The sequence below is a fragment of the Streptomyces sp. NPDC090022 genome, assembly GCF_044748145.1.
Taxonomy (GTDB): Bacteria; Actinomycetota; Actinomycetes; order Streptomycetales; family Streptomycetaceae; genus Streptomyces.
On the sequence record NZ_JBIVFN010000008.1, the window covers coordinates 244,852 to 269,063 of the forward strand.

16 protein-coding genes are annotated in these 24,212 nt (G+C 72.4%); 5 read left to right on the plus strand and 11 right to left on the minus strand.

Going from position 1 to position 24,212, the window contains the following annotated elements; genetic code table 11:
- Positions 1-4: 4 nt before the first annotated feature.
- Positions 5-2,281: a CDP-glycerol glycerophosphotransferase family protein gene (locus ACIPXB_RS18305; RefSeq protein ID WP_401450730.1), complete on the plus strand. Its 2,277-nt coding sequence runs from the start codon at positions 5-7 to the stop codon at positions 2,279-2,281.
- A gap of 31 nt (positions 2,282-2,312) precedes the next feature.
- Here ACIPXB_RS18305 and ACIPXB_RS18310 read toward each other — a convergent pair whose 3' ends face one another.
- Positions 2,313-2,930: a TetR/AcrR family transcriptional regulator gene (locus tag ACIPXB_RS18310; protein WP_401450732.1), complete on the minus strand. Its 618-nt coding sequence runs from the start codon at positions 2,928-2,930 to the stop codon at positions 2,313-2,315.
- A 134-nt stretch (positions 2,931-3,064) separates the two neighbouring features.
- On the opposite strand from ACIPXB_RS18310, the gene ACIPXB_RS18315 reads away from it, so the two are divergent.
- Both ACIPXB_RS18315 and ACIPXB_RS18320 read left to right on the plus strand, forming a co-directional pair.
- Positions 3,065-3,961, plus strand: coding sequence for an ABC transporter permease (locus ACIPXB_RS18315; RefSeq protein ID WP_401450734.1), 897 nt, complete (start codon positions 3,065-3,067; stop codon positions 3,959-3,961).
- A gap of 22 nt (positions 3,962-3,983) precedes the next feature.
- Positions 3,984-4,784 (plus strand): ABC transporter ATP-binding protein, encoded by an 801-nt coding sequence (locus ACIPXB_RS18320; protein WP_401450824.1) that lies wholly within the window; start codon positions 3,984-3,986, stop codon positions 4,782-4,784.
- A 104-nt stretch (positions 4,785-4,888) separates the two neighbouring features.
- On the opposite strand, the gene ACIPXB_RS18325 is transcribed toward ACIPXB_RS18320, so the two are convergent.
- The 3 genes from ACIPXB_RS18325 to ACIPXB_RS18335 form a co-directional block, all read right to left on the minus strand.
- Positions 4,889-9,856, minus strand: coding sequence for an NAD-glutamate dehydrogenase (locus tag ACIPXB_RS18325; RefSeq protein WP_401450737.1), 4,968 nt, complete (start codon positions 9,854-9,856; stop codon positions 4,889-4,891).
- A gap of 367 nt (positions 9,857-10,223) precedes the next feature.
- Positions 10,224-10,883: an HAD family hydrolase gene (locus tag ACIPXB_RS18330; RefSeq protein WP_401450739.1), complete on the minus strand. Its 660-nt coding sequence runs from the start codon at positions 10,881-10,883 to the stop codon at positions 10,224-10,226.
- A complete protein-coding gene (locus tag ACIPXB_RS18335) occupies positions 10,880-11,380 on the minus strand; it encodes a DUF6912 family protein (RefSeq protein WP_401450741.1) in 501 nt (166 codons plus the stop codon). The genes ACIPXB_RS18330 and ACIPXB_RS18335 overlap by 4 nt, the downstream gene beginning before the upstream one ends.
- Before the next feature lie 275 nt (positions 11,381-11,655).
- On the opposite strand from ACIPXB_RS18335, the gene ACIPXB_RS18340 reads away from it, so the two are divergent.
- Positions 11,656-12,111 carry an Rv3235 family protein gene (locus ACIPXB_RS18340; RefSeq protein WP_401450744.1) on the plus strand — a complete coding sequence of 152 codons (456 nt, stop codon included), beginning with the start codon at positions 11,656-11,658 and terminating at the stop codon, positions 12,109-12,111.
- Between the two features lie 320 nt (positions 12,112-12,431).
- On the opposite strand, the gene secA is transcribed toward ACIPXB_RS18340, so the two are convergent.
- On the minus strand, positions 12,432-15,233 hold the full coding sequence (gene secA / locus ACIPXB_RS18345; RefSeq protein WP_401450746.1) for a preprotein translocase subunit SecA: 2,802 nt from the start codon (positions 15,231-15,233) through the stop codon (positions 12,432-12,434).
- A 292-nt stretch (positions 15,234-15,525) separates the two neighbouring features.
- Between secA and ACIPXB_RS18350 the strand changes: the two genes are divergently transcribed.
- Complete coding sequence (locus ACIPXB_RS18350) at positions 15,526-16,704, plus strand: winged helix-turn-helix domain-containing protein (RefSeq protein WP_401450749.1); 1,179 nt, start codon at positions 15,526-15,528, stop codon at positions 16,702-16,704.
- Between the two features lie 64 nt (positions 16,705-16,768).
- Here the strand turns inward: ACIPXB_RS18350 and ACIPXB_RS18355 are convergent, their stop codons facing one another.
- From ACIPXB_RS18355 to mtrA, 6 genes are all read right to left on the minus strand, one after another.
- On the minus strand, positions 16,769-17,476 hold the full coding sequence (locus ACIPXB_RS18355; protein WP_401450752.1) for a response regulator: 708 nt from the start codon (positions 17,474-17,476) through the stop codon (positions 16,769-16,771).
- 151 nt (positions 17,477-17,627) lie between these two features.
- Complete coding sequence (gene hpf / locus ACIPXB_RS18360; protein ID WP_401450755.1) at positions 17,628-18,320, minus strand: ribosome hibernation-promoting factor, HPF/YfiA family; 693 nt, start codon at positions 18,318-18,320, stop codon at positions 17,628-17,630.
- A gap of 317 nt (positions 18,321-18,637) precedes the next feature.
- On the minus strand, positions 18,638-19,399 hold the full coding sequence (locus tag ACIPXB_RS18365; RefSeq protein WP_401450757.1) for a ComF family protein: 762 nt from the start codon (positions 19,397-19,399) through the stop codon (positions 18,638-18,640).
- A 125-nt stretch (positions 19,400-19,524) separates the two neighbouring features.
- A complete protein-coding gene (locus ACIPXB_RS18370) occupies positions 19,525-21,450 on the minus strand; it encodes an LpqB family beta-propeller domain-containing protein (RefSeq protein WP_401450760.1) in 1,926 nt (641 codons plus the stop codon).
- Entirely contained in the window at positions 21,440-23,422 is a 1,983-nt protein-coding gene (mtrB, locus tag ACIPXB_RS18375) for an MtrAB system histidine kinase MtrB (RefSeq protein WP_401450762.1), read from the minus strand. The genes ACIPXB_RS18370 and mtrB overlap by 11 nt, the downstream gene beginning before the upstream one ends.
- A 1-nt stretch (position 23,423) precedes the next feature.
- Positions 23,424-24,113, minus strand: a complete 690-nt coding sequence (gene mtrA, locus ACIPXB_RS18380; RefSeq protein ID WP_401450765.1) for a two-component system response regulator MtrA — start codon at positions 24,111-24,113, stop codon at positions 23,424-23,426.
- Between the last annotated feature and the right edge of the window lie 99 nt (positions 24,114-24,212).

Consider the following 24,212-nt stretch of genomic DNA (forward strand, 5'->3'; position numbering starts at 1 on the left):
TCCCGTGCCCCGGTTCAGCGTCATCGTGCCCGCGTACAAGGTTCAGGCGTACCTCCAGGAGAGTCTGGATTCGGTGCTCTCCCAGTCGTACCCGGATCTGGAGCTGATCGCGGTCGACGACGCGTCGCCGGACTCCTGCGGTGAGATCCTCGACGAGTACGCCGCCCGGGACCCCCGGGTCACCGCCGTGCACCTGCCGCACAACTGCGGCCTGGGCCCGGCCCGCAACGCGGGTCTGGCCCGGGCCACCGGCGACTACCTGGTCTTCCTCGACGGCGACGACACCCTGGCCCCGGGCGCCCTGCGGGCCATCGCGGACCGGCTGGCGGCCACCGGCTCCCCGGACGTCCTGGTCTACGACTACGCGCGCACCTTCTGGACCGGCGAGCGGACCCGCAACCGGCTCGCGCACCGGCTGACGGAGGACGGCCCGGCCAGCTTCCGGCTCGCGGACCGCCCCGCGCTGCTCGGCATGCTGATGGTGGTGTGGAACAAGGCCTACCGCCGGGAGTACGTGGAGCGCGAGGGCCTGGAGTTCCCGCCCGGCCTGTACGAGGACACCCCCTGGACCTATCCGGCCCTGCTGGCCGCCGAGTCCGTGGCCGTCCTGGACCGGGTGTGCGTGCACTACCGGCAGCGGCGCACCGGCTCGATCCTGACCACCTCCACCCGCCGGCACCTGGACCTCCTCGACCAGTACGAGCGGGTGTTCGGCTACCTGGCCGCGCGGCCGGAGCTGGAGCGCTGGCGGCCGGTGGTGCACCGGCGGATGGCGGAGCACCTGTGCGCCCTGTACGCGGACCGGCGGCGGCTGCCGCGCTCCTGCCGCGCGGAGTTCTTCCGCCGGGCCGCCGTGCTGCTGCGCACCCACCGCGCACGCGGGCCCGTACCGCTGTCGCTCTCGCGCACCGACCGGCTGCGGCACACGCTGATGCGGTGGGGCACCCGGCGCACCTACCGGCTGCTGTCGTCGCTGCGGTCGGCCGCCCTGGCGGCGGGGCGGGCGGGCGCGGGCGCGGGGCGGGGGCTGCGCGAGGCGGCCCTGCGGCTGCACTACCGCTGCCAGCGGCTGCTGCCGCTCCGCTCCGAGCTGGCGGTCTTCAGCGCGTACTGGCACGGCGGCTACGCCTGCAACCCGGCGGCGATCGAGGCCAAGCTGCGGGAGCTGGCGCCGCGGATGCGGACGGCGTGGGTCTGCGACCCGGCGCACGCGGCGACCGTACCGGCGGGGACGGTGGCGCTGCGGCCGGGGTCGGCGGCGTACTGGACGGCGCTGGCGCGGGCGACGTACCTGGTCACGAACGTCAACTTCGACCGCTCGCTGGTCAAGCGGCCCGGCCAGGTGCTGCTCCAGACGCAGCACGGCACCCCGCTCAAGCGGGTCGGCCTCGATCTCCAGGACCGTCCGGCGGCCACCCCCGTGACGGACTTCGCGGGCCTGCTGCGGGGCGCGGACCAGTGGGACTACCTGCTGTCGGCGAACCGGCACTCGACGCTGGTGTGGGAGAAGGCGGTGCCGGCGCCGTACACGACGCTGGAGTACGGCTACCCGCGCAACGACGTCTTCCACCAGGCGAGTTCGTCCGACGTGCTGGAGCTGCGCGAGCGGCTGGGCATCCCGGCGGGCTCGACGGCGGTCCTGTACGCGCCCACGCACCGCGACTACCGGCGCAGCCGCCCGGAGTACCTGGACTTCGAGCGGGTGCTGCGGGACCTGGGCCCGCGCTTCACCCTGCTGACCCGGGCCCACCTGACCTACGGCACGGCCCCGCTGTCCGGCGACCGCCACCCGCGCCTGATCGACGTGTCCTCCTACCCCTCGGTGGAGGACCTGTGCCTGGCCTCGGACGCGCTGGTGACGGACTACTCGTCGCTGATGTTCGACTACGCGGCCCTGGACCGGCCGATCGTCGTCCACGCGGACGACTGGGAGGCGTACGAGGCGGCCCGCGGCACCTACTTCGACCTGCGGGCCTTCCCGCCGGGCGCGATCGCCCGGACGGAGGACGAGCTGATCGACATCTTCACCACCGGCCACTGGCAGGGCTCGCGCTCGGCGCAGCTGCGGGCGGCGTTCCGGGCCCGGTTCAGCACGCTGGACGACGGCCGGGCGGCGGAGCGGGTGGTCCGCCACGTCTTCCTGGGCCAGACCTCGGGCCTGCCGCCGGTCGTCCCCCTGGCCGACCGCCGCCCGGCCCCGGCCGCCGCCCCGTCGAAGCCGGCTCCGGCGCTCGCGCAGGAGGCCCCGCTGGCCGGGCTGAGCCCGAGCCTGTGGCCGTAGGCCCTGCCGTAAGCCGGGTACGCGCGGGACGTCAGCCGGCGGTCAGGCCCGCCACCACCTGGCGGGCCAGGACGTCCAGGTAGTCCCTGGACGCGCCGTCGCCGACCACCACCTGGCGCCAGTAGAGCGGGCCGATCGCCAGGTCGAGGGCGTGGTCGGCGTCGATGCCCTCGGGCAGCTCGCCCCGGGCCACCGCGTCGGCGACGATGCCGGCGGCCATCCGGCGCTGGCCGTCCAGCAGGGCGCCGCGGACCGCGTCGGCGATCTCGGGGTTGCGCGCGGCCTCGACCAGCAGGTCGGGGATGACGGCCGAGGCCACCGGGTGGCGCAGGACGTGGGACATGACCTCCAGCAGGGCCCGGACGTCGCCGTAGAGCGAGCCGGTGGCGGGCACGGGCAGCCCGTCGACCGCGAAGGCCCCGATCAGGTCCAGCACCAGGTGCAGCTTGGACTTCCAGCGCCGGTAGACCGCGGTCTTGCCGACGCCGGCCCGCCGCGCGATGCCCTCGATCGACATGCGCGAGAAACCGACCGCGGCGAGCTCCGCCAGGACCGCCGCCCGGATGGCTTCGGTGACGTCCTCGCGCAGGACGGCGGCGCCCGCGGGAGCGCGGCGGGCGGGAGCGGCGGCGGCAGGGTCCTTGGTCATGGACAGAGCATAACGGCCACGCCGCCACTGTGCCGTCACGACGATACGGTTGCGTTCCGACGTAACCCGCCCTACTCTCGCCGTAGCGACGATACGGACCCGTTCCAACGACCTTCCGGCGAAAGCGACCCTCCGTGACCACCACCTCGACCGCACCGGCGGAGCCGACCCCCGCGCAACTGGCGGCCGCCCACGGCCTGACCGTCAGCGGCGCCCGCCCACCGCTGCCGCGTTACGTCCGGGAGCTGTGGAGCCGCCGCCACTTCGTGACCGCGTACGCCACCGCCCGCATGGCCGCCACGTACAGCACCGCGAAGCTGGGCCAGGTCTGGCACCTGGTGACCCCGCTGCTCAACGCGGCCGTCTACTACGTCATCTTCGGCGTGATCATGCGCGCCGGACACCAGGTGCCGGACTACGTCCCGTTCCTGATCACCGGCGTCTTCGTGTGGGACTTCATCGGCAGCTCCATCAACGCCGGCACCCGCGCCGTCCACAGCAACCGCGGCCTGGTCCGCGCCCTGCACTTCCCGCGCGCCAGCCTGCCCCTGTCCACCGTCGTCCAGCTCTTCCAGCAGCTGCTCGTCACCATGGCCGCCCTGGTCCTGATGCTGCTCGCCTTCGGCCAGACCCCGGCCCTCTCCTGGCTGCTGGCCGTGCCCACCCTGTTCCTGATGGCCGTCTTCGCCGCCGGCTGCGCCCTGGTCATGGCGCGCGTCGGCAGCAAGAACCCCGACGTCAGCCAGCTGATGCCGTTCGTCCTGCGCACCTGGATGTACGCCTCGGGCGTCATGTGGAGCATCGACCAGATGCTCGCGGCCGGCCAGCTGCCGCACTGGGTCACCACGATGCTCAAGACCAACCCGGCCGCCGTCTTCATCGACCTCATGCGCTTCGCGCTGATCGACAGCTTCGAGGCGCACTCCCTGCCGCCGCACGTCTGGCTCCTGGCCACCGGCTGGGCCCTGCTCGCCGGCGTCGGCGGATTCATCTACTTCTGGAAGGCTGAGGAGGAGTACGGCCGTGGCTAGTACGACCGCCCGCACGACGACCCTGGAGCGCCCGGCGCCCACCGCCCCCGGGGCCCGCGTGGCCCGCGTCCCCACCGTCATCGCCGACGACGTCCACGTCGTCTACAAGGTCACGGGCGGCGGCCGCAAGGGCGGCGCCACCGCGGCGCTGAGCCGACTGCTGCGCCGGGGGCGCCCCGACCCGGCCGTCCGCGAGGTGCACGCCGTGCGCGGGGTCGGCTTCACCGCGTACAAGGGCGAGGCCATCGGCCTCATCGGCTCCAACGGCTCGGGCAAGTCGACCCTGCTCGGCGCGATCGCCGGCCTCCAGCCGGTCGCGAGCGGCAGGATCTACTCGCACGGCCAGCCCTCGCTGCTGGGGGTCAACGCGGCACTGATGAACGACCTGACCGGCGAGCGCAACGTGATCCTGGGCGGCCTGGCGATGGGCATGAGCAAACAGCAGATCCGCGAACGCTACGACGGCATCGTCGACTTCTCCGGGATCAACGAGAAGGGCGACTTCATCTCGCTGCCCATGCGCACCTACTCCTCCGGCATGGGCGCCCGGCTGCGCTTCTCGATCGCCGCCGCCAAGGACCACGACGTCCTGATGATCGACGAGGCCCTGGCCACCGGCGACGCCGCCTTCCAGCGCCGCAGCCAGAAGCGGATCGAGGAACTGCGGGCCACCGCCGGCACGGTCTTCCTGGTCAGCCACAGCATCGGCACGGTCCGCGAGACCTGCGACCGGGCGATCTGGCTGGAACGCGGCGAGCTGCGCATGGACGGCCCCACGGCCGAGGTCTGCGACGCGTACGAGGCCTTCACGCGCGGCGGCTGACGGCGCGCACGCACAACGCCGGACGGGCGGCCCGGGACCGATCGAGGTCCCGGGCCGCCCGTCGTCGTACGGGGCGTCAGCCGTCAGCTACCAGCTGCCGGCCGTCAGCCGTGCGCGCGCAGCAGCGAGCGCATGGTGCGCATCGCCACCGACAGGTTCGCCAGGTCGAAGTCGTCCGAGCCCTGGATCTCGTCCAGGGTCGTCCGGGCCCGGCTGATGATCGCCGCGTTCTTCTCCTCCCACGCCTTGAAGCGCTGCTCGGGAGTCGCGTCGCCGTCGCCCACCGCCAGCACGTCGGCGGTCAGGGCCGCGTGCGCCGAGAACAGGTCCTCGCGGATGGCGGCGCGGGCCATCGACTGCCAGCGGTCGGCCCGCGGCAGCTCGATGATCCGGTCCATCAGCGCGGTGATGTCCAGGCGGTCGGCGAGGTCGTAGTACACCTCGGCGACGTCCAGGGCGTCGATGCCGGTGCGGTCGGAGATCCCGACGACGTCGAGGATCGGGAAGGCGGAGGAGAAGCCGGCCACCTTCGCCGCCAGCTCGTCCGGCACGCCCGCCCCGGTCAGCTCGTCGCGGACCAGCTGGTACCACTCCAGGTCCGCGCCGCGCAGCAGCATCGGCAGCTCGCTCCACACCCGCGTCACGCGGTCGGCGAAGAAGCCGATGGTCTCGGTGATCGCCAGCGGCTGCGGCCGGTTGTTGAGCAGCCAGCGGGTACCGCGCTCGACCAGGCGGCGCGAGTGCAGCCGTACCCGGGTCTGGACGTCGGCCGCGACCTTGTTGTCCAGAGCCTCGACCGCGTCCCACACCGCGGCCATGCCGAAGATCTCGCGGGCGGAGAGCTGCGCCCGGACGATCTCCTCCAGGGAGGCCCCGGTCTCCTCGCGCAGCCGGTGCAGGAAGGTCGAACCACCGCTGTTGACGGTGTCGTTGACCAGCAGCGTGGTGACGATCTCGCGGCGCAGCGCGTGCCCGTCGACCTGCTCGGGGAACCGCTCGCGCAGCGCGGCCGGGAAGTACGCGTGCAGCAGGCGGCGCAGGTACGGGTCGTCCGGGAGCGCGGTGTGGATGAGCTCGTCCGCCACCGTGATCTTGGTGTAGGCGAACAGGACGGCCAGCTCCGGCTGGGTCAGGCCCTTGCCGTTGCCCAGCAGCTCGCGGATCTGCCGCTCGGTGGGCAGGAACTCCAGCCCCCGGTTGAGCAGGCCGGCGTTCTCCAGGCGGCGCATGTAGCGCTGCTGGGCGTGGAGCAGGCTGGGGGCCTGGGCGACGCCGTTGGTCAGGGCGACGTTCTGCGTGTAGTTGTTGCGCAGCACCAGGGCGCCGACCTCGTCGGTCATCTCCGCCAGCAGCTTGTTGCGCTGCTTGACGGTCATGTCGCCGTCGGAGACCACCGCGTTGAGCAGGATCTTGATGTTCACCTCGTGGTCGGAGGTGTCCACGCCGGCGCTGTTGTCGATGGCGTCGGTGTTGATCCGGCCGCCCTCGCCGCCGGCGCCGAGGCGGGCGAACTCGATACGGCCCAGCTGGGTCAGGCCCAGGTTGCCGCCCTCGCCGACGACCTTGACCCGCAGGTCCTGGCCGTTGACGCGGATGGCGTCGTTGGCCTTGTCGCCGACGTCGGCGTGCGACTCGGTGGTCGCCTTCACGTACGTACCGATGCCGCCGTTCCACAGCAGGTCCACCGGGGACTTCAGGATCGCCTGCATCAGCTCGGCCGGGGTCATCTTGGTGACGCCCGCCTCGATGCCGAGGGCCTCGCGCACGGCCGCGTTGACCGGGATGGCCTTCGCGGTACGCGGGTGGATCCCGCCGCCCGCGGAGAGCAGCTCGGTGTCGTAGTCGGCCCACGAGGAGCGCGGCAGCTCGAACAGGCGGCGGCGCTCGGCGTAGGAGACGGCCGCGTCCGGGTTCGGGTCGATGAAGATGTGCCGGTGGTCGAAGGCGGCGACCAGACGGATGTGCTCGGAGAGCAGCATGCCGTTGCCGAAGACGTCGCCGGACATGTCGCCGACGCCGACGACGGTGAAGTCCTGGGTCTGGGTGTCGTGGCCCAGCTCGCGGAAGTGGCGCTTGACCGACTCCCACGCGCCGCGCGCGGTGATGCCCATGCCCTTGTGGTCGTAGCCGGCCGAGCCGCCGGAGGCGAAGGCGTCGCCGAGCCAGAAGCCGTACGACTCCGCGACCCCGTTGGCGATGTCGGAGAAGGTCGCGGTGCCCTTGTCGGCGGCGACGACGAGGTAGGTGTCGTCCTCGTCGTGGCGGACCACGCCCTTGGGCGGCACGACCTCGCCGCCGACCATGTTGTCGGTGATGTCGAGCAGCGCCGAGATGAAGACCTTGTACGAGGCGATGCCCTCGGCCAGCCACGCGTCACGGTCGACGGACGGGTCGGGGAGGTTCTTGGCGACGAAGCCGCCCTTGGCGCCGACCGGCACGATGACGGTGTTCTTGACCATCTGCGCCTTGACCAGGCCGAGGATCTCCGTACGGAAGTCCTCGCGCCGGTCGGACCAGCGCAGACCGCCTCGGGCGACCTTGCCGAAGCGCAGGTGGACGCCCTCGACGCGCGGGGAGTACACCCAGATCTCGAAGGCCGGGCGGGGGGCCGGCAGGTCCGGGATGGCCTGCGGGTCGAACTTCATCGACACGTAGGGGTGCGTCTCGCCGGCCGCGTCCTTCTGGAAGAAGTTGGTGCGCAGGGTGGCGTTGATCAGCGTGAGGAAGGAGCGCAGGATGCGGTCCTCGTCCAGCGAGGCGACCTGGTCCAGGGCGCCCTCCAGCTCCTCCAGCATCGCGTCGACGAGCTCGGTGCCGGCGGCCTGGCGGCCCGGCGACATCCGCGCCTCGAAGAGGGAGACCAGCAGCCGGGTGGTGTGGACGTTGTTGCGGAGGGTGTCCTCCATGTAGTCCTGGCTGAAGGTAGAGCCGGCCTGGCGCAGGTACTTGGCGTACGCGCGCAGCACGACGGCCTGGCGCCAGGTCAGCCCGGCGCCCAGCACGAGGGTGTTGAAGTTGTCGTTCTCCGCCTCGCCCGTCCAGACGGCGGCGAAGGCCTCCTGGAAGCGCTCGCGGGCGTCGTCGCCGAGGTAGTTGTCGCCGCTGCCGTCGGACACCGGCATGCGCAGGCCGAAGTCGTAGATCCAGGCGTTGGTGCGGTCGGTGCAGCGCAGCTCGTACGGGCGCTCGTCGGTGACCTCGACGCCCAGGCGCTGGAGCACGGGCAGGACGGCCGACAGGGAGACCTGCTCGCCGGTGCGGTAGATCTTGAAGCGGCGCTCGCCGGGGCCCGCGCCGACCGGCTCGTACAGCGAGAGCGCGAAGTCCTGCCCGCCGGTGCGCAGCTTCTCCAGGTGGCACAGGTCGGCGACGGCGGCGCGCGGCGAGTGGTCGGACTTGTAGCCCTCGGAGAAGGAGCCGCTGTAGCGGCGCAGCAGCTCCGCGGCGCGCTCCTCGCCGAGCTCGGCGGTGAGCGCCTGGTCGAAGCCGTCGGACCAGGAGCGGGCGGCCTCGACGAGGCGGCCCTCCAGGCGCTCGACGTCGGCGTCGGTCAGCGCGGGCAGCTCGGTGCCGGGCGTGACACGGACGACGAAGTGGATGCGGGAGAGGATCGACTCGGTGTTCCAGGCGGTGAAGTCGACGCTGTGGCCGTCGAGCTCCTCCTTGAGGATGTCGATGAGCCGCAGCCGGACGCCGGTGGTGTACCGGTCGCGCGGCAGGTAGACGAGGGCCGAGTAGTAGCGGCCGTACTCGTCCTGGCGCAGGTACAGCCGCAGCCGGCGGCGCTCCTGGAGGTACAGGACGGAGGTGACGATCTCGCGGAGCTTGTCGACCGGGGTCTGGAACAGCTCGTCGCGCGGGTAGGTCTCCAGGATCTGCAGCAGGTCCCGGCCGTCGTGGCTGTTCGGCGAGAAGCCGGCGCCCTCCAGGACCTCGGCGACCTTGCGGCGGATGACCGGCACGCGGCGCACGGACTCGGTGTAGGCGGCGGACGAGAACAGGCCGAGGAAGCGGCGCTCGCCGACCACGTTGCCGTCGGCGTCGAACTTCTTGACGCCCACGTAGTCGAGGTAGGACGGCCGGTGCACGGTGGCGCGGCTGTTGGCCTTGGTCAGCACCAGCAGCTTGTGCTCGCGGGCCTTGGCGCGGGCGTCGGCGGGCAGCCGGTTGAAGGACGGCGAGACGGGGTGGGCGTCCTCCTGGCCGCTGTGGTGCGGGTCGGAGCGCAGGATGCCGAGGCCGGTGCCGGGGACGGCGGCGAGCGCGTCGCCGTCGACGAGGTTGTACTCGCGGTACCCGAGGAAGGTGAAATGGTCGTCGGCGAGCCAGCGCAGCAGCTCGCTGGCCTCGTCGAGCTCGTGCTCGCGCAGGTCGGACGCGACGGGCTCGGTGCCCAGCCCCTCGGCGATGCGCAGCGCCGCGTCGCGCATCTTCTCCCAGTCCTCGACGGCCTCGCGGACGTCGGAGAGCACGCGCAGCAGGTCGGCGGTCATCTGCTTGAGGTCGGCGCGGTCGGTCTCGCGGTCGATCTCGACGTGGATCCAGGACTCGACGAGGGAGTCGTGGGGGCGCGCGGTGCGGGGGCCGTGGGCGTCGCAGTCCGGGCCGAGGATCTCGATGAGCTTGCCGGTCACGTCACGGCGTACGACGACCTGCGGGTGGATGACCACGTGGATGCCGCGGCCCTGGCGGGAGAGCTCGTTGGTCACGCTGTCGACGAGGAAGGGCATGTCGTCGGTGACGACCTCGACGACCGAGTGGCTGGAGGTCCAGCCGTTCTCCTCGACCGTGGGGGTGTGGACGCGCACGTTCGCGGTGCCCTGCGGCCGGTTCTCGGCGAGCCGGTAGTGCGAGAGCGCCGCGCCGAAGATGTCGACCGGGTCGCGGTCGGTGATGTCCTCGGGGGCGGTGTGCAGGTAGTAGCGCTGGAGGTAGGAGAGCACGGTGGCCTGGTCCGGCCGCTCGCCCTGCTCGGACCCAGTCGGAAGTACCCCCCCGGCCGGGCTGTTCTCAGCTACCCGTGCCGCCCGTGCGAGCAGCTCGGCCTTTGCTTCGTCCAGCTTGGTCTGCATGTCCTCATGGCTCCTGTCGCGCGCCGTTGCGTGACGTAGGCGTAGGTGAAGGAAGAAGGATCGACATAGCGCCGCGAGGCCGGGAATCCGTCCGGGACCGACGCTATGTCGTCGTGGGAAGCGACCGGGAGGGAATCGGCCATGATCGGCGAGCGGTCCCGGCAGCGGGGATCAGCGAAGGCCCGGGCACGGTCGTGCGCCGGGCGCTGGCCGGGGGCAACGGTGCCCCCGATGACTATCGCGCTGATCACGGGTACAAGGCTATCGCCCCCTACCCCCGTTCCGTCATGAGAGGGCTTTGTACAAAAGAGGGGGCAGAACTTTGACACTCTGCGCAGAGACGTACACCGCCGCGCGTGCCAAGTCGCTATTCGGCCAGCTCGCGGGCAGCGCGAACGGCGTCTGCCAGGGTGTCGACGACGGGGACACCGGCCGATTCCAGACTGGCCCGGCTGTGCGAACCGCCCGTATAGAGGACGGCGCGGGCGCCGACGTGCGCGGCGGCGAGCGCGTCGTCGACGGCGTCCCCGATGAGGACCGTACGGGAGGCACGCACACCCGTCGGCGCCAGGGCCTCCAAATGGCGTACGAGATGTCCGGCCTTGCTCGTGTGGGAGGGGCCGGTGCGGCCGTCCACACGGACGAAGTGCCCCTCGATGCCGTGGGTGCGCACGAGCGGGACGAGCCTGTCGTGGGGCGCGAGGGAGAGCAGGGACTGGCTCAGACCCTGGCGCTGCCAGTCGCCGAGGAGCTGCCTGGCACCGTCGGTGAGCCCGGCGTCCACGGCGGCGGCCCAGTAGTGGCGGTGGAAGGTGTCGTCCATGACGGTCCACTCCGCGTCCGTGGGCAGCCGCCCCATGATCCGCTCGTAGAACTTCGGCACGGGGACGACGTACAGCTCGCGGTACTCCTCGAGGGTGAGCGGGGCGAACCCGAACTCGGCGAACGAGGCGTTCGTCGCGGCTATGACCGCGTCGATGTCGTGCAGCAGGGTCCCGTTCCAGTCCCAGACCAGGTGCGGGCTCATGACAGCAGCCCCGGGATCTCCTGGACGCCGAACCAGAGCAGTTCGTGGTCCTCGGCGCCGTCGACGGTGAACTGGGCGTCGTCGTCGCCGGAGTCGGCGGCGGGCAGGGCGTCGGCGGCGGCCGCGACGTCGGCCTCGGCGTCGGCGGCGTCGACGTGGACGGCGGCGGCGACGGTCAGGCGCACGGGGGCGTCGAGGGTGACCTGGCCGAGGGTGGCCTCGTCGAGACCGGGGGTGGCGGAGGCTGCCTTGTCGGCCACGTCGACGGCGACGACCACGCGCTTGCGCGGGGCGGCGGCGTCGGCCGCGATCAGCCGCAGGGAAGCGGCGGCGGCGCGGCTGAGGGCCGCGTACTCCAGCTCCTCGATGTCGTCGGAGACGTACCACTCGCGGAGCCCGGGCGTGACGGCGTACGCGCGCAGGGGGGCGGGGGCCAGCTCGCCCGCCTTGTGCGCCTCGGCGAGCCCGGGAAGGGTCAGGGGGACGTACACGCGCATGGCCGGCTGCTTTCGGTAGTCGTCAAACGCCCTCAGGATACGGCCGCCGGTACCCCTTCGGGGTGCCCGGCCCCGGCCGGATCCCGTCCACTCCGCTCCCCGCGGACGGGCGTGGAGCCGGGCCGGGGGCGGGCGGGGCCACCCGGATAGGTGAACGTGCGCCGGGCGGGCGCGCGGGAGGGGGACCGATTGCGGAGGGCTGTCACTCCCCGTAAAAGATCCCCAACAAGTTACCGCCCGGTACTCACCGGGCCAGGCCTTCCCCGGGGGCGATCGTGACGGACAGGACCAGCACCAGGACCCGGCCCGCCGACGGCAGCGGACGCGGACGACGGGCCGCCGCCCGGACCCGCCCGGCCGGCCGCCGCGACCAGCGCCGCCCGCCGGGCGCGCCGCGGGCCCTGCGCCTGGGCCCGCACTACTGGTTCGCCGAACGCCTGCTGGCGGTCCTCAGCGGCCACCGCCCGGTGCACGCGATGCTCGGCCACACGATCGGCCCGGCGTACGAGCAGCTGATCGCCCTCTGCGCCCGCCCGGACCCCCGTCCCGCCGACCGCCTGCGCCCGGTGCTGCGCCACTGCGGCCGCTTCCACCCCGGCCCGGGCGTGATCGAGGCCTTCGCCCGCATCGCGGTCGGCGACCGCACGCTGGCGATGGCGTTCCGCCTGGAGCAGGGCCCGGACCTCCGCTGGCGCTGCGCGGCCATCGACCTGGGCGGCCAGCACCTCTGACCACCCCGGGGGCCCAGGTGGGCCCCCGGGGCCCCCTCACCCGGCACCCCGGCCCCCGGGGCCCACACGGATCCCCGGACCCAGGCCCGGCCGGCAGGGGCCCTACGGCGCTACGGGCCCCCGGCGGGGCCACAACGCTACCGCTGCGCGGGGCCAGGCCCGGGCCGGGGCCGGGGCCGGGACGGCGTACTCGGGGGCCGGGGAGCGGCGGCCGGGTCCCCGGGAACGGCGACGGGGCCAGGGACGGCGGCCAGGTCCCGGGAACGGCGACGGGGCCGGCCCGCCCGGTGGGGGCGGGGCCGGCCCCGTCGGGGGTGCCGTTACTTCTTGCGGCGGCGGCCGCCCGACGCGCGCTGCGCCTTGCGCCGCTCCGCCCGCGTCATCCCGTCGCCCGCCCCACCGGCAGCGTCGTCGTCGAAGTCGCCCTCGACCACGCCGCCCTCACCGTCGACCGTCGGCGCCGAGAAGTGCAGGCCGCCACGGCGCTGCGGGGCCTCCAGGCCCTTCGCCCGGATCTCCGGACGCGCGGCCGGGACCGGCGCCTCCTCCTTCGTCAGCGACGGAGCCTGCACCGGAACCTCCTCGACCTGCTGCTCGACCTGGACCTCCAGGTTGAACAGGTAGCCGACGGACTCCTCCTTGATGCCCTCCATCATGGCGTTGAACATGTCGAAGCCCTCCCGCTGGTACTCGACCAGCGGGTCCTTCTGGGCCATCGCCCGCAGGCCGATGCCCTCCTGCAGGTAGTCCATCTCGTACAGGTGCTCGCGCCACTTGCGGTCCAGCACCGACAGCACCACGCGCCGCTCCAGCTCACGCATGATGTCCGAGCCCAGCGCCTTCTCGCGCTCCTCGTACTGCTCGTGGATGTCGTCCTTGACGGACTCCGCGATGAACTCGGCCGTGATCCCGGCCCGGTCGCCCGCCGCGTCCTCCAGCTCCTCCACCGTCACCTTGATCGGGTAGAGCTGCTTGAACGCGCCCCACAGGCGCTCCAGGTCCCACTCCTCGGCGAAGCCCTCGACCGTCTCGGCCGCGATGTACGCGTCGATGGTGTCGTCCATGAAGAAGCGCACCTGCTCGTGCAGGTCCTCGCCCTCCAGGACGCGGCGGCGCTCGCCGTAGATGACCTCGCGCTGGCTGTTGAGGACCTCGTCGTACTTCAGGACGTTCTTGCGCGTCTCGAAGTTCTGGGTCTCGACCTGCGACTGGGCCGACGCGATCGCGCGCGTGACCATCTTGTTCTCGATCGGCACGTCGTCGGGGACATTGGCCATGGCCATGACCCGCTCGACCATCTGCGCCTTGAACAGGCGCATCAGGTCGTCGCCCAGCGACAGGTAGAAGCGGGACTCGCCCGGGTCGCCCTGTCGGCCGGAGCGGCCGCGCAGCTGGTTGTCGATACGCCGCGACTCGTGGCGCTCGGTGCCCAGCACATACAGCCCGCCGAGCTCCTTGACCTCCTCGAACTCGGCCTTGACGGCCGCCTCGGCCCGGGTGAGCGCCGCGGGGAGGGCGTGCGCCCACTCCTCGATGTGCTCCTCCGGGTCCAGGCCCTGCTGGCGCAGCTCCGCCTCGGCGAGATCGTCCGGGTTGCCGCCGAGCTTGATGTCCGTACCGCGGCCGGCCATGTTCGTGGCGACCGTGACCGCGCCGCGGCGGCCGGCCTGCGCGACGATGATCGCCTCACGGTCGTGCTGCTTGGCGTTGAGGACCTCGTGCGGGATGCCCCGCTTGTTCAGCTGCTGCGAGAGGTACTCGGACTTCTCGACCGAGGTGGTGCCGACCAGGATCGGCTGGCCCTTCTCGTGCTTCTCCGCGATGTCGTCGACGACGGCGGCGAACTTGGCGACCTCGGTCCGGTAGATCAGGTCGGGCTGGTCCTTGCGCTGCATGGGCCGGTTCGTCGGGATCGGCACGACGCCCAGCTTGTAGATCTGGTGGAACTCGGCGGCCTCGGTCATGGCCGTACCGGTCATACCGGACAGCTTCGAGTAGAGGCGGAAGAAGTTCTGGAGGGTGATCGTGGCGAGCGTCTGGTTCTCGTCCTTGATGTCCACCCCCTCCTTCGCCTCGATCGCCTGGTGCATGCCCTCGTTGTAGCGGCGGCCGGCGAGGATACGGCCGGTGTGCTCGTCGACGATCATGACCTCGCCGTCGAGGACGACGTAGTCCTTGTCCTTCTTGAACAGTTCCTTCGCCTTGATGGCGTTGTTCAGGTAGCCGACGAGGGGGGTGTTCACCGACTCGTAGAGGTTGTCGATGCCGAGCCAGTCCTCGACCTTGGCGACACCGGCCTCGTGGATGCCGACGGTGCGCTTCTTCTCGTCGACCTCGTAGTCGCCGGTCTCTTCGATGCCCTTCAGCGGCTGGCCGGGCTCGCCCTTGGTCAGGCGGGTGACCAGCTTGGCGAAGTCGGCGTACCACTTCGTGGCCTGGTCGGCCGGGCCGGAGATGATCAGCGGGGTACGGGCCTCGTCGACGAGGATCGAGTCGACCTCGTCGACCACGGCGAAGTTGTGGCCGCGCTGGACCAGCTCCTCCTTCGACCACGCCATGTTGTCGCGCAGGTAGTCGAAGCCGAACTCGTTGTTCGTGCCGTACGTGATGTCGCAGTCGTACTGCTCGCGGCGCTGGGCCGGGGTCATGTTGGCCAGGATGCAGCCGACGCTCAGGCCCAGGAAGCGGTGGACGCGGCCCATCATCTCGGAGTCGCGCTCGGCCAGGTAGTCGTTCACCGTGATCAGGTGCACGCCCTCGCCGGACAGCGCGTTCAGGTACGCCGGGAGGGTGCCGACGAGGGTCTTGCCCTCACCGGTCTTCATCTCGGCCACGTAGCCGAGGTGCAGCGCGGCGCCGCCCATGAGCTGGACGTCGTAGTGACGCTGGCCGAGCACGCGCTTCGCGGCCTCGCGGACCGTCGCGAAGGCCTCGGGCAGCAGGTCGTCGAGGCTCTCGCCGTCCTGGAACCGCTGCCTGTACTCGTCCGTGAGCGCCCGCAACTCGGCGTCGGAGAGGTTGACGAAGTCCTCTTCGATGGAGTTGACCTGGTCCGCGATGCGGTGCAGTTTGCGCAGGATCTTGCCTTCGCCTGCACGCATGAGCTTGTTGAAGACGGACACCGAGGTTTGTCTCCTTGCCGGTCGGGCCTGGCACTGGTTCGTACACGGGCACGGCAGGTGGACCCCACCGCAACGGCCATCGTAAGCGAGGACTCGGTCACGCCGGGAGGTCTGCCGTGGCCGCAAGGGCTGCGGCCGCCCGGAAGGAGAACGTACGGGGGCCGCGATAGGTGCCGGTGTCCGCCGAAAACTGTTCGCTCCCGGCTTCGCCCCCGCCGTCCCCCCGGCTTCGCCCCGCCCTCCCCCGCCGTCGCCCCGGCCCGCTGTCAGTGGCGGCCCTTAGGGTGCGCTCATGACGAGCCTGCCGCAGCCGACCGTGTCCCTCTCCGCCGACGACGCGCGCCGCATCGCCCTGCGCGCGCAGGGGTTCCTGGGCGCGCCCGACCGGCGTGGCGGGGTCCGCGGGGTGCTGCGGCACCTGGGCGCCGTCCAGCTGGACACGATCTCCGTGCTCGCCCGGTCGCACGAGCTGATTCCGTACGCGCGCCTGGGCGCGGTGGGCCGCTCCGCCGTGGAGTCGGCGTACTGGAGCGAGAACCACGCCTTCGAATACTGGTCGCACGCCGCGTGCATCCTGCCGATCGAGGAGTGGCCGCACTTCGCCTTCCGCCGCCGGGCCCGCTATGCGCGCGGGCACCGCTGGCACGTGCTCGCCGACAAGGAACGCTCGACGAAGACGGTGCTGGACCGGCTGGCGGCCGAGGGCCCGATGACCTCGACGCAGCTGGGCGGCGCCAAGAACGGCGGCGAGTGGTTCGAGTGGTCCGAGACGAAGATCGCGGTGGAGTGGCTGCTGGACACCGGTGACGTGGTCTGCACCGAGCGGCGCGGCTGGAAGCGGGTGTACGACCTGGCCGAGCGCGCGGTCCCGGCCGCCCTGTTCCACGACGACCTGGACGACACCGAGTGCCTGCGCCGGCTGGTCGCCCTGTCCGGGCAGTCCCTCGGCGTGGGCACGCGCGCCGACATCGCGGACTACCACCGGCTCAAGGGCGAGCAGGTCGACGCGGTGATCGCGGACTCCGGGCTGGTGCCGGTGGAGGTCGAGGGCTGGGGCCGGCCCGCCTGGGCGGACCCGGCCGCGCTGGCCTCCGTACCGCGCGGGCGGCACCGCACGACGCTGCTCTCCCCGTTCGACTCGCTGATCTGGGACCGGCCGCGCACCGAGCGGATCTTCGGCTTCACGCACCGGCTGGAGGCGTACGTGCCGAAGCCGAAGCGGATCCACGGCTACTTCGCCATGCCGCTGCTGGCCGGGGGCCAGCTCCAGGGCCGCGTGGACCCGGCACGGGAGGGCCGCACCCTGGTGGCCCGCCAGCTGTCGCTGACCACGCCGAGGGCGGGGCGCGCCATGGCCGAGGCGCTGGTGGAGGCGGCGTCCTGGGTGGGCTGCGAGGACGTACGGATCGAGCGGGCGGCCTCGCCCGAGGAGGCGGCGGCCGTGACGGCGGAGCTGGCGGCCCTCGCCTGAGCCGCGGGGCGGGGCCGCGAGGCGGGGCCGCGAGGCTCCGGGGCCGCCGGCGGCCCCGGGGCGCTCAGCGGATTTCGAGGATCTTCTCGCGCATCGCGTAGACCACGGCCTCCATCCGGGAGTGCAGCTGCAGCTTCTCCAGGATGTTGCGGACGTGGTTCTTCACGGTGTTCTCGGAGATGAACAGTTCCTTGGCGATGTCGCGGTTGTTCATTCCCGTCGCCACCAGCTTGAGGACCTCCAGCTCGCGGTCGGTCAGCCGCGGCGCGGGCACCAGCCGCCGCTCGTCCGTGCGCTGGATCATCGACTTGAATTCGGTCAGGAGTTTCGACGCCATCGAGGGGCTGATCTGCGACTGCCCGTCCGCCACCGCGCGAATGGCGGTCGCGACCTCGTCCGTGGAGATCTCCTTGAGCAGGTAGCCCGTGGCCCCCGCCTTGATCGCGTCGTAGAGGTCGGCCTCCTCGTCGCTGATCGTCAACATGATGATCTTCGCGGAGGGTGCCACCTCCTTGATCGAGGTGCACGCCTCGATCCCGCCCCGGCGCGGCATCCGCACGTCCATGAGCACGATGTCCGGCAGCAGGTCGGCCGCCTTGTCCACCGCCTCCGCGCCGTCCCCGGCCTCGCCGACGACCTGGATGTCCTCCTCCTGCGCGAGGACGATCTCCAGTCCGCGCCGGAAGAGGGCGTGGTCGTCCACGACGAGCACTCGGATCGGCTCACCGCCGGAGCCGTCGACACGGCATTCCGGCTCGAAGCTGTCCGCCATCGTTCCTCCCCCTGCAAGACCTGCGGGTCCTGCGAGCCCTGCGAGTTCCGCCTCAACCCGGCGAGGTCGACCGCCGGTTGACTGTCCGCCAGCATACGGGTGCCCCCGGGACGCACGGGGCGCGTCCGCAGGGGCACCGGCCGATCCGGGGTCAGCCGCCGAGCGCGCCGCCGGCGCCGCCCCGCGGTTCCTCGGAGCTGGAGGCACCGTCGGGGTTCACGTGGATGACGCCGTAGTCATAGGCGTGGCGCCGGTAGACGACGCTGGGCAGCTTGGTCTCGGAGTCGACGAAAAGATAGAAGTCGTGCCCGACCAGCTCCATTTCGTAGAGCGCCTGGTCGAGCGACATGGGTGCCGCCGAGTGGGTCTTCTCGCGGACGATGAGCGGGCCCTCGCCCTGCACTTCCAGCGAGCCGATGCGGGTCGTCGGAACGCCCGACTCCTCGTCGGACACGGGCTGGCCGCTCCCGTTCAGCGTCGCGGCGTCCGGGACGACATCGGCGACCTCCGCGGCGGAGAGGCGGCCGTTGCCGCGGCGGCTGGCACGCTTGTCGTGCTGCCTGCGCAGCCGGGCCTCGAGCTTCTCGTGCGCCAGGTCCAGCGCCGCGTAGGGGTCGGCGGCGGCTGCCTCGGCACGGATCACGGGACCGCGGGAACGAAGGGTGATCTCCACACGGTCGGAACGGTCGGCCTGACGCGGGTTGAGCTCCTTGGACACCTCGACGTCCAGGCTGATGACCTTGCCGTCATACCTCTGGATCTTGTCCACGTTGAGCTTCTCGGCCACGTGCTTACGGAACCGCTCGGGCACCTCGGTCTTGCGGCCCTTGACGACGATGTCCACGCAGAACTCCGTTCCCGGATCGCTCCGCCGCTTCGGGCGAAGCGTCTCCCTTTTCGCACCAGACTCCGGTGAACACCGGAGCCTCGGACTTGGCGACTTTCACCTCCTCCTCCCCCATCGGCAAGATCGCCACCCCACCGACTTCAGAGTCGAGAGACGTTGCGGGCCAAGGCTCGCCAGTTCCTCACAACCGAACATATCTCTCTCTGCCGGTTGTCGGCACCCGCTACCGGAACGTACCTCCGTTCAGGGGTATCACCCCTCTTACTACCTGCAACGATGCGCCTTCCCGATCAGTTCCAAATCTATTCGCAACTTTATTGGTCTGTTCGAGTTCCGGCAGATCTTGGCTCAATCGCGTACGAGGGCGTATACGCCGGACCCGCCACCACGGCCGCCGTCGGACCGCCCGCCCCCGGCACCCCCGCCGCGCGCACCGCGCGGGCCGCCTCCGCCAGCGTCGCCCCGGTCGTCATCAGATCGTCCACCAGGACCACCCAGGGCCCCTCCAGCAGCCGCGCCGCACCCCGGCGTACCTCCAGTGCCCCCGCGAGGTTCTCCCGCCGCTGCCGGGCACCCAGGCCCGCCTGGTCGGCCACCGGCCGCCGCTGCCGCAGGACGGCCGCCACCCGCGCCGGTGTCCCGGTCGTCCGCAGCCGCGCGGAGGCGGCCAGGGCGATCCTGCGCGCCGGATCGTGCCCGCGCGCCCGCACCCGGGCCCGCGCCGACGGCACCGGTACGAGCACCACCTCGCGTCCCGCCCCACCCCCCGGCACCCCGGCCCGTCCCGCCAGTCCCGCGCGTACGGCTCCGGCCAGCGCGACGCCCAGCGCTCCGGCCAGCGGCATCGCGCCGCGTTCCTTGTGGGCGAGCAGCACCGCCCGCACCGCGCCCTCGTACGAGGCCGCGGCATGCACCACCGGCAGCCCGGCCGGCGCCGGGGACGGCCGCACCCGCCGCGCTCCCGCTCCGCTCAGCGCCGCACGGCAGCCGTGGCACAGCAGCACGCGCGCGGCACCGCACCCGGCGCAGTCCCCCGGCAGCACCAGCCCGGCGAGCTCCTGCCAGCACCACCGCATCACCCCACAGTGCCGCCGGCCCCGCCCGCGCGCGACCCCTGTGGACAACCTCCGGACCCGACGGCCGCGGCCTCAGCCCGGGTAGCCGCCGGCCCGGGTGGACGCCGGCCCGGGTGGACGCGGCCTCAGCCCGGGTAGACCGGCGCCCGGCCGCCCGCGCCCACGGTGCGCCACTGTGCGCCCGGCGGCAGCGACACGATCCCGTCGTCCACGGCCTGCGCCACCACCGGCGCCGCACGCGTCTCGTCCTCCGTCGCCGCCACCGCGCTCAGCCCCGTCGCACCGGGCAGGCTGCCCGCGACCATCGAGCCGTCCGACAGCGTGTACCGGGCCTGCACGACACCGCCGCTCTCCCGCCCGATCACCAGCAGCCTGCCCCGCGGCGCCCAGCTCATCGCCGTCACATCGGCCATCTGCGGCGCCGCGGGCCGCAGCTCGCGCACCGACACCGCCGCCCCGTCCGTCTTGTGCTCGGGCCGCTCGATCCGCCCGACGTACAGCGTCTTGCGGCCGTCCTTGATCACCAGCAGCGCGATCCGCACCCCGTCGGCCGAGACCCGCACCGCGCTGATCCGGCCACCGCCGAGCCCGCTCACGTCGATCTTCTCGTGCGTCCCGGTCCCGGCGGGCACCCACAGCAGGCCCGCGTTCGCCGGGTCCTGGTCGGCGATCCACAGGTCGCCGCGGGCGTCCCAGCTGGGCGCCGTCAGCTTGTTCGCCTTGCTGGTCAGCACGGGCTGCGGCATCAGACCGGCCGTCGTCAGCGAGACGACGTACAGGGCGTGGCCGCCCTCGGAGACCACCGCCGCGCGCCGCTCGTCGTGCGAGACCGCGGCGGCCCCGACCTTGAGGGCGGGCGAGTTCACCGGCCCCGGCACCGGCTCGGCCCGGCTCTGCTGGTCCTCGGCCTGCCCCTCCACCGGCATCCGGACCAGCTTGTCGTCCTTGTCGACGTAGTACTGGTACCTCGGGGCGGCCGGCCGGCTGGCGATCGTCGAGGCCGCCGCCTCGGTCACCGCGCACAGCGAGGACTTGTCCGAGCGCAGCAGCTCCACCCGGTCCAGCCGCGAGGCCGTCATGTCCCGCACCGTGTACAGCAGCTGGGTCGCCATCCGCTGGCACTGCGGCTGCGCCACGTTGTCCGCCTTGAGGTTCAGCGGCACGCGCAGCGTGTTCTGGCCGTCGTACGTCAGGGACTTGGTGCCCTCCCGCAGCTCCGTGCCCGTCGGGAAGCTGGAGGTGACGACCGGCCCGAGCCACTTGGAGGGCCCGTCCAGCAGCGACTTGACGGTCTGCGTCATCGGGTCCATGCGCGAGTCGGGGTCGGTGCGCTGGCGCACGTACACCGGGTCCGCGACGAGCGTCCCGCCCGCGAAGTAGAACTTGTTGACCGGCTTGTAGATGCGCTGGAAGTCGGACTCGCTCAGCACCAGCCCCTTGGGCGGTGTGGCGATCCGCCACTGCCCTTCCTTGTTCTTGAGGAGCTGCAGGTACTCCTCGTAGGTCCCGCCGCCGGGATCCGGCTGGTACGCGCTGCGCTCGTCCACGGTGGCCAGCATCGTGCTGCTCATCTTGAACCGCGGGGTCTCCGGGTCCTTCTCGGTCTGCCCCGAGATGCGCAGGCCGCCCGCGGTCACGGTGATGCCGGAGCTGGGCTTCCAGCTGCGGGCCGCGTCCTCCGTGAGGTACTTGCGGGCCGTGTCCAGCTGCGGGTCGTCGGCGGTCATCGCCTCCACGAAACCGCGCACGATCTCCATCGGACTGGCCTTGTCGGCCGGCGGTACGCCGAAGACGCGCACCAGGGAATCGGCCCCCGGCGAGGCCTGCACCTGCCGGATCTCCCCGTGGTCGGGCATCGAGGCACAGCCGGGCACCAGCAGCGCGACCCCGCCGAGCACGGCGCCCGCCCGCAGCCCGCGCGCGCCCCCGGCACGCCCCCGCCGTCCGGACCCGCCCCGCACGCCCCCGGCGGCCCCGGCTCCCCCGGCACCCCCCGAGATCGCAGCCGTTCCGGCGATCCCGGCGGCCCCGCCCCTGCCCTCAGCCCTCACGTCCCGCGTCCTCCTGTACGTGCTCCGCCGCTCCCCCGCCGTTCGGCCGGGCCACCACCCGCGCGCCGCTGCCCGGCAGCGCCGTCGGGTCGGCGGGCACGGCCGCGGGGCGCGGCGGTATCGCCGAGCGCTCGGCCGTACCCCCTCCGGGCAGCCCGGAGCCGCCCGCGACGCCCGGACCGCGGTCCGCCGGCTGCCCCGGTACGGCGGCGGCCCGGCGCTCGGCCTCGGCCCGGCGCTCGGCCTCGGCCCGCGCCCGGTTGCCCCGGGAATCCTCCGGCTCCAGCGGGATCGGCGACCCCCGCAGCGGCTCGTCGGCCGTGCGCGGCAGCGTCAGCCGGAACTGCGAACCGCCGCCGGGCTCGCCCCACGCCTGGAGCCAGCCGCCGTGCAGCCGCGCGTCCTCGACCGCGATCGACAGGCCCAGCCCCGTACCGCCGGTGGTCCTGGCCCGGGCCGGGTCGGCCCGCCAGAACCGGTTGAAGACCCGCGTCGCCTCGCCGGGCTTGAGGCCCACGCCGTAGTCCCGTACCGCGACCGCGACCGCGCCGCCCGCCGAGGCCAGCCGTACGACCACGTCCCGGCCCTCGCCGTGCTCGACGGCGTTGACGACCAGATTGCGCAGCACCCGCTCCACCCGGCGCGCGTCGGCCTCGGCGATCACCGGCTGGGTGTCGCCCAGCACCCGGATCCGGGTGCCCTTGCGCTCGGCCAGCGGCTCCGCGCCGTCGATGACCCGGCGTACGACGTCCCGCAGGTCGATCGGCTCCGCCTCCAGGGCCGCGGCGCCCGCGTCGAACCGGCTGATCTCCAGCAGGTCGGCGAGCAGGGACTCGAAGCGGTCCAGCTGACCGGCGAGCAGCTCGGCCGAGCGCGCGGTGACCGGGTCGAAGTCGACCCGTGCGTCGTGGATGACGTCGGCGGCCATCCGGACCGTCGTCAGCGGGGTCCGCAGCTCGTGGCTGACGTCCGAGACGAAGCGGCGCTGCATCCGGGACAGGTCCTCCAGCTGCTGGATCTTGTTCTGGAGGTTCTGCGCCATCTTGTTGAAGGCCTCGCCCAGGCGCGCGATGTCGTCCTCGCCGGTGACCTTCATCCGCTCCTGGAGCCGCCCCGCCGAGAGCCGCTCGGCGATCCCGGCGGCCATCCGCACCGGCGTGACGACCTGGCGCACGACCAGCCAGGCGATGGCGCCGAGCAGCACGACCACGAACAGGCCCGCCGTGGCGATCGTCGCCTTGATCAGGTTCAGGGACTCCTCCTCCTGCGTCAGCGGGAAGAGGTAGTACAGGTCGTACGGGGCACCGTTGATGTCGGTCAGCCGCTTGCCGATGACCAGGGCGGCCTCGGGGGCCTTGTCCGGGGCGGTGTAGCGGATCTTCGCGAAGGTCTGGAAGGTGCCGGTCCCGTGGTCGACGGACTTGCGCAGCTCCGCCGGGATGCTCGCGGTCGGATCCACGTCGCCGGAGGCGCGCGCCCCGCGCACGCCCTTGCCGACGTCGCCCGTGTTCGCGCCCAGCGCGACCACCTCGAACGCGGACTGGCCGCCACTGGCCAGCTGCCACACGAGGGAGTTCATCCACGTACTGGCGTCCCGGCCGCCCTTGGCGTCCACGGCGCCCGGATCGGCGCCGTCCGCCGCGGACGGGGTGTTGGCCTTCTCCTGTGCGACCGCGAAGCCGCCCGCGGCCTGGCTCTGGGCCGCGTCCTGCTTCGCCTCGAGGAGGCCGTTGCTGACCTGGCCGATGACGACGAAGCCGAGCAGCAGGACCACGCCCAGCGACATCAGCAGCGTGCCCGCGACCACCCGCAGCTGCAGGTTGCGCCGCCACAGCCGCACCGCGGGCAGCAGCGGACGCCGCGCCAGCCGTACGAACAGGCGCAGGACGGGGCCGCCGGGCGCCCCGTCCTGGAGCAGCCGGCCGGCCCGTGTCGCCCCCCAGCGGGAGCCGGGGGCCCTGCCGGGCGGCACGTCAGCTGGGTCCGGCCTTGTAGCCGACACCGCGCACCGTCACGACGATCTCGGGGCGCTCGGGGTCCTTCTCGACCTTCGAGCGCAGCCGCTGCACGTGCACGTTGACCAGGCGGGTGTCCGCGGCGTGGCGGTAGCCCCACACCTGCTCCAGCAGCACCTCACGGGTGAAGACCTGCCAGGGCTTGCGGGCGAGCGCGACCAGCAGGTCGAACTCCAGCGGGGTCAACGCGATCGAGGAGCCGTCGCGCTTGACGGAGTGGCCGGCCACGTCGATGACCAGGTCACCGATGGTCAGCTGCTCCGGCGCGGGCTCCTCCGAACGCCGCAGGCGGGCCCGGATACGGGCGACCAGCTCCTTGGGCTTGAACGGCTTGACGATGTAGTCGTCGGCGCCGGACTCCAGTCCGACCACGACGTCCACCGTGTCGCTCTTGGCCGTGAGCATGACGATCGGCACGCCGGACTCGGCGCGGATCAGCCGGCAGACCTCTATGCCGTCCCGTCCGGGCAGCATGAGATCCAGCAGCACCAGGTCCGGCTTGGCCTCGCGAAAGGCAGCCAGGGCCTTGTCGCCGTCCGCGACGAACGACGGCTCGAAACCTTCTCCACGCAGCACGATGCCGAGCATCTCGGCCAGCGCGGTGTCGTCGTCGACGACAAGGACGCGTCCCTTCATGGTTGACATCATCCCATTAGCTAATCGTTACCCGGCGGTGAGCTGTCCCACAGCGGTCCCGCGGCCGGACGGCCGGGGTAGGTGATCCAGTCTGCCCGCTCGACGGGTGAC

Excerpts from the sequence above, each read along its gene's own strand:
- ACIPXB_RS18350 (WP_401450749.1), top strand. The coding sequence starts at position 15,526 with ATGACGAGCCTGCCGCAGCCGACCGTGTCCCTCTCCGCCGACGACGCG.
- mtrA (WP_401450765.1), bottom strand. The coding sequence starts at position 24,113 with ATGATGTCAACCATGAAGGGACGCGTCCTTGTCGTCGACGACGACACC.
- ACIPXB_RS18365 (WP_401450757.1), bottom strand. The coding sequence starts at position 19,399 with ATGCGGTGGTGCTGGCAGGAGCTCGCCGGGCTGGTGCTGCCGGGGGAC.
- ACIPXB_RS18335 (WP_401450741.1), bottom strand. The coding sequence starts at position 11,380 with ATGCGCGTGTACGTCCCCCTGACCCTTCCCGGGCTCGCCGAGGCGCAC.
- ACIPXB_RS18355 (WP_401450752.1), bottom strand. The coding sequence starts at position 17,476 with ATGGCGGACAGCTTCGAGCCGGAATGCCGTGTCGACGGCTCCGGCGGT.
- ACIPXB_RS18330 (WP_401450739.1), bottom strand. The coding sequence starts at position 10,883 with ATGAGCCCGCACCTGGTCTGGGACTGGAACGGGACCCTGCTGCACGAC.
- ACIPXB_RS18310 (WP_401450732.1), bottom strand. The coding sequence starts at position 2,930 with ATGACCAAGGACCCTGCCGCCGCCGCTCCCGCCCGCCGCGCTCCCGCG.
- ACIPXB_RS18325 (WP_401450737.1), bottom strand. The coding sequence starts at position 9,856 with ATGCAGACCAAGCTGGACGAAGCAAAGGCCGAGCTGCTCGCACGGGCG.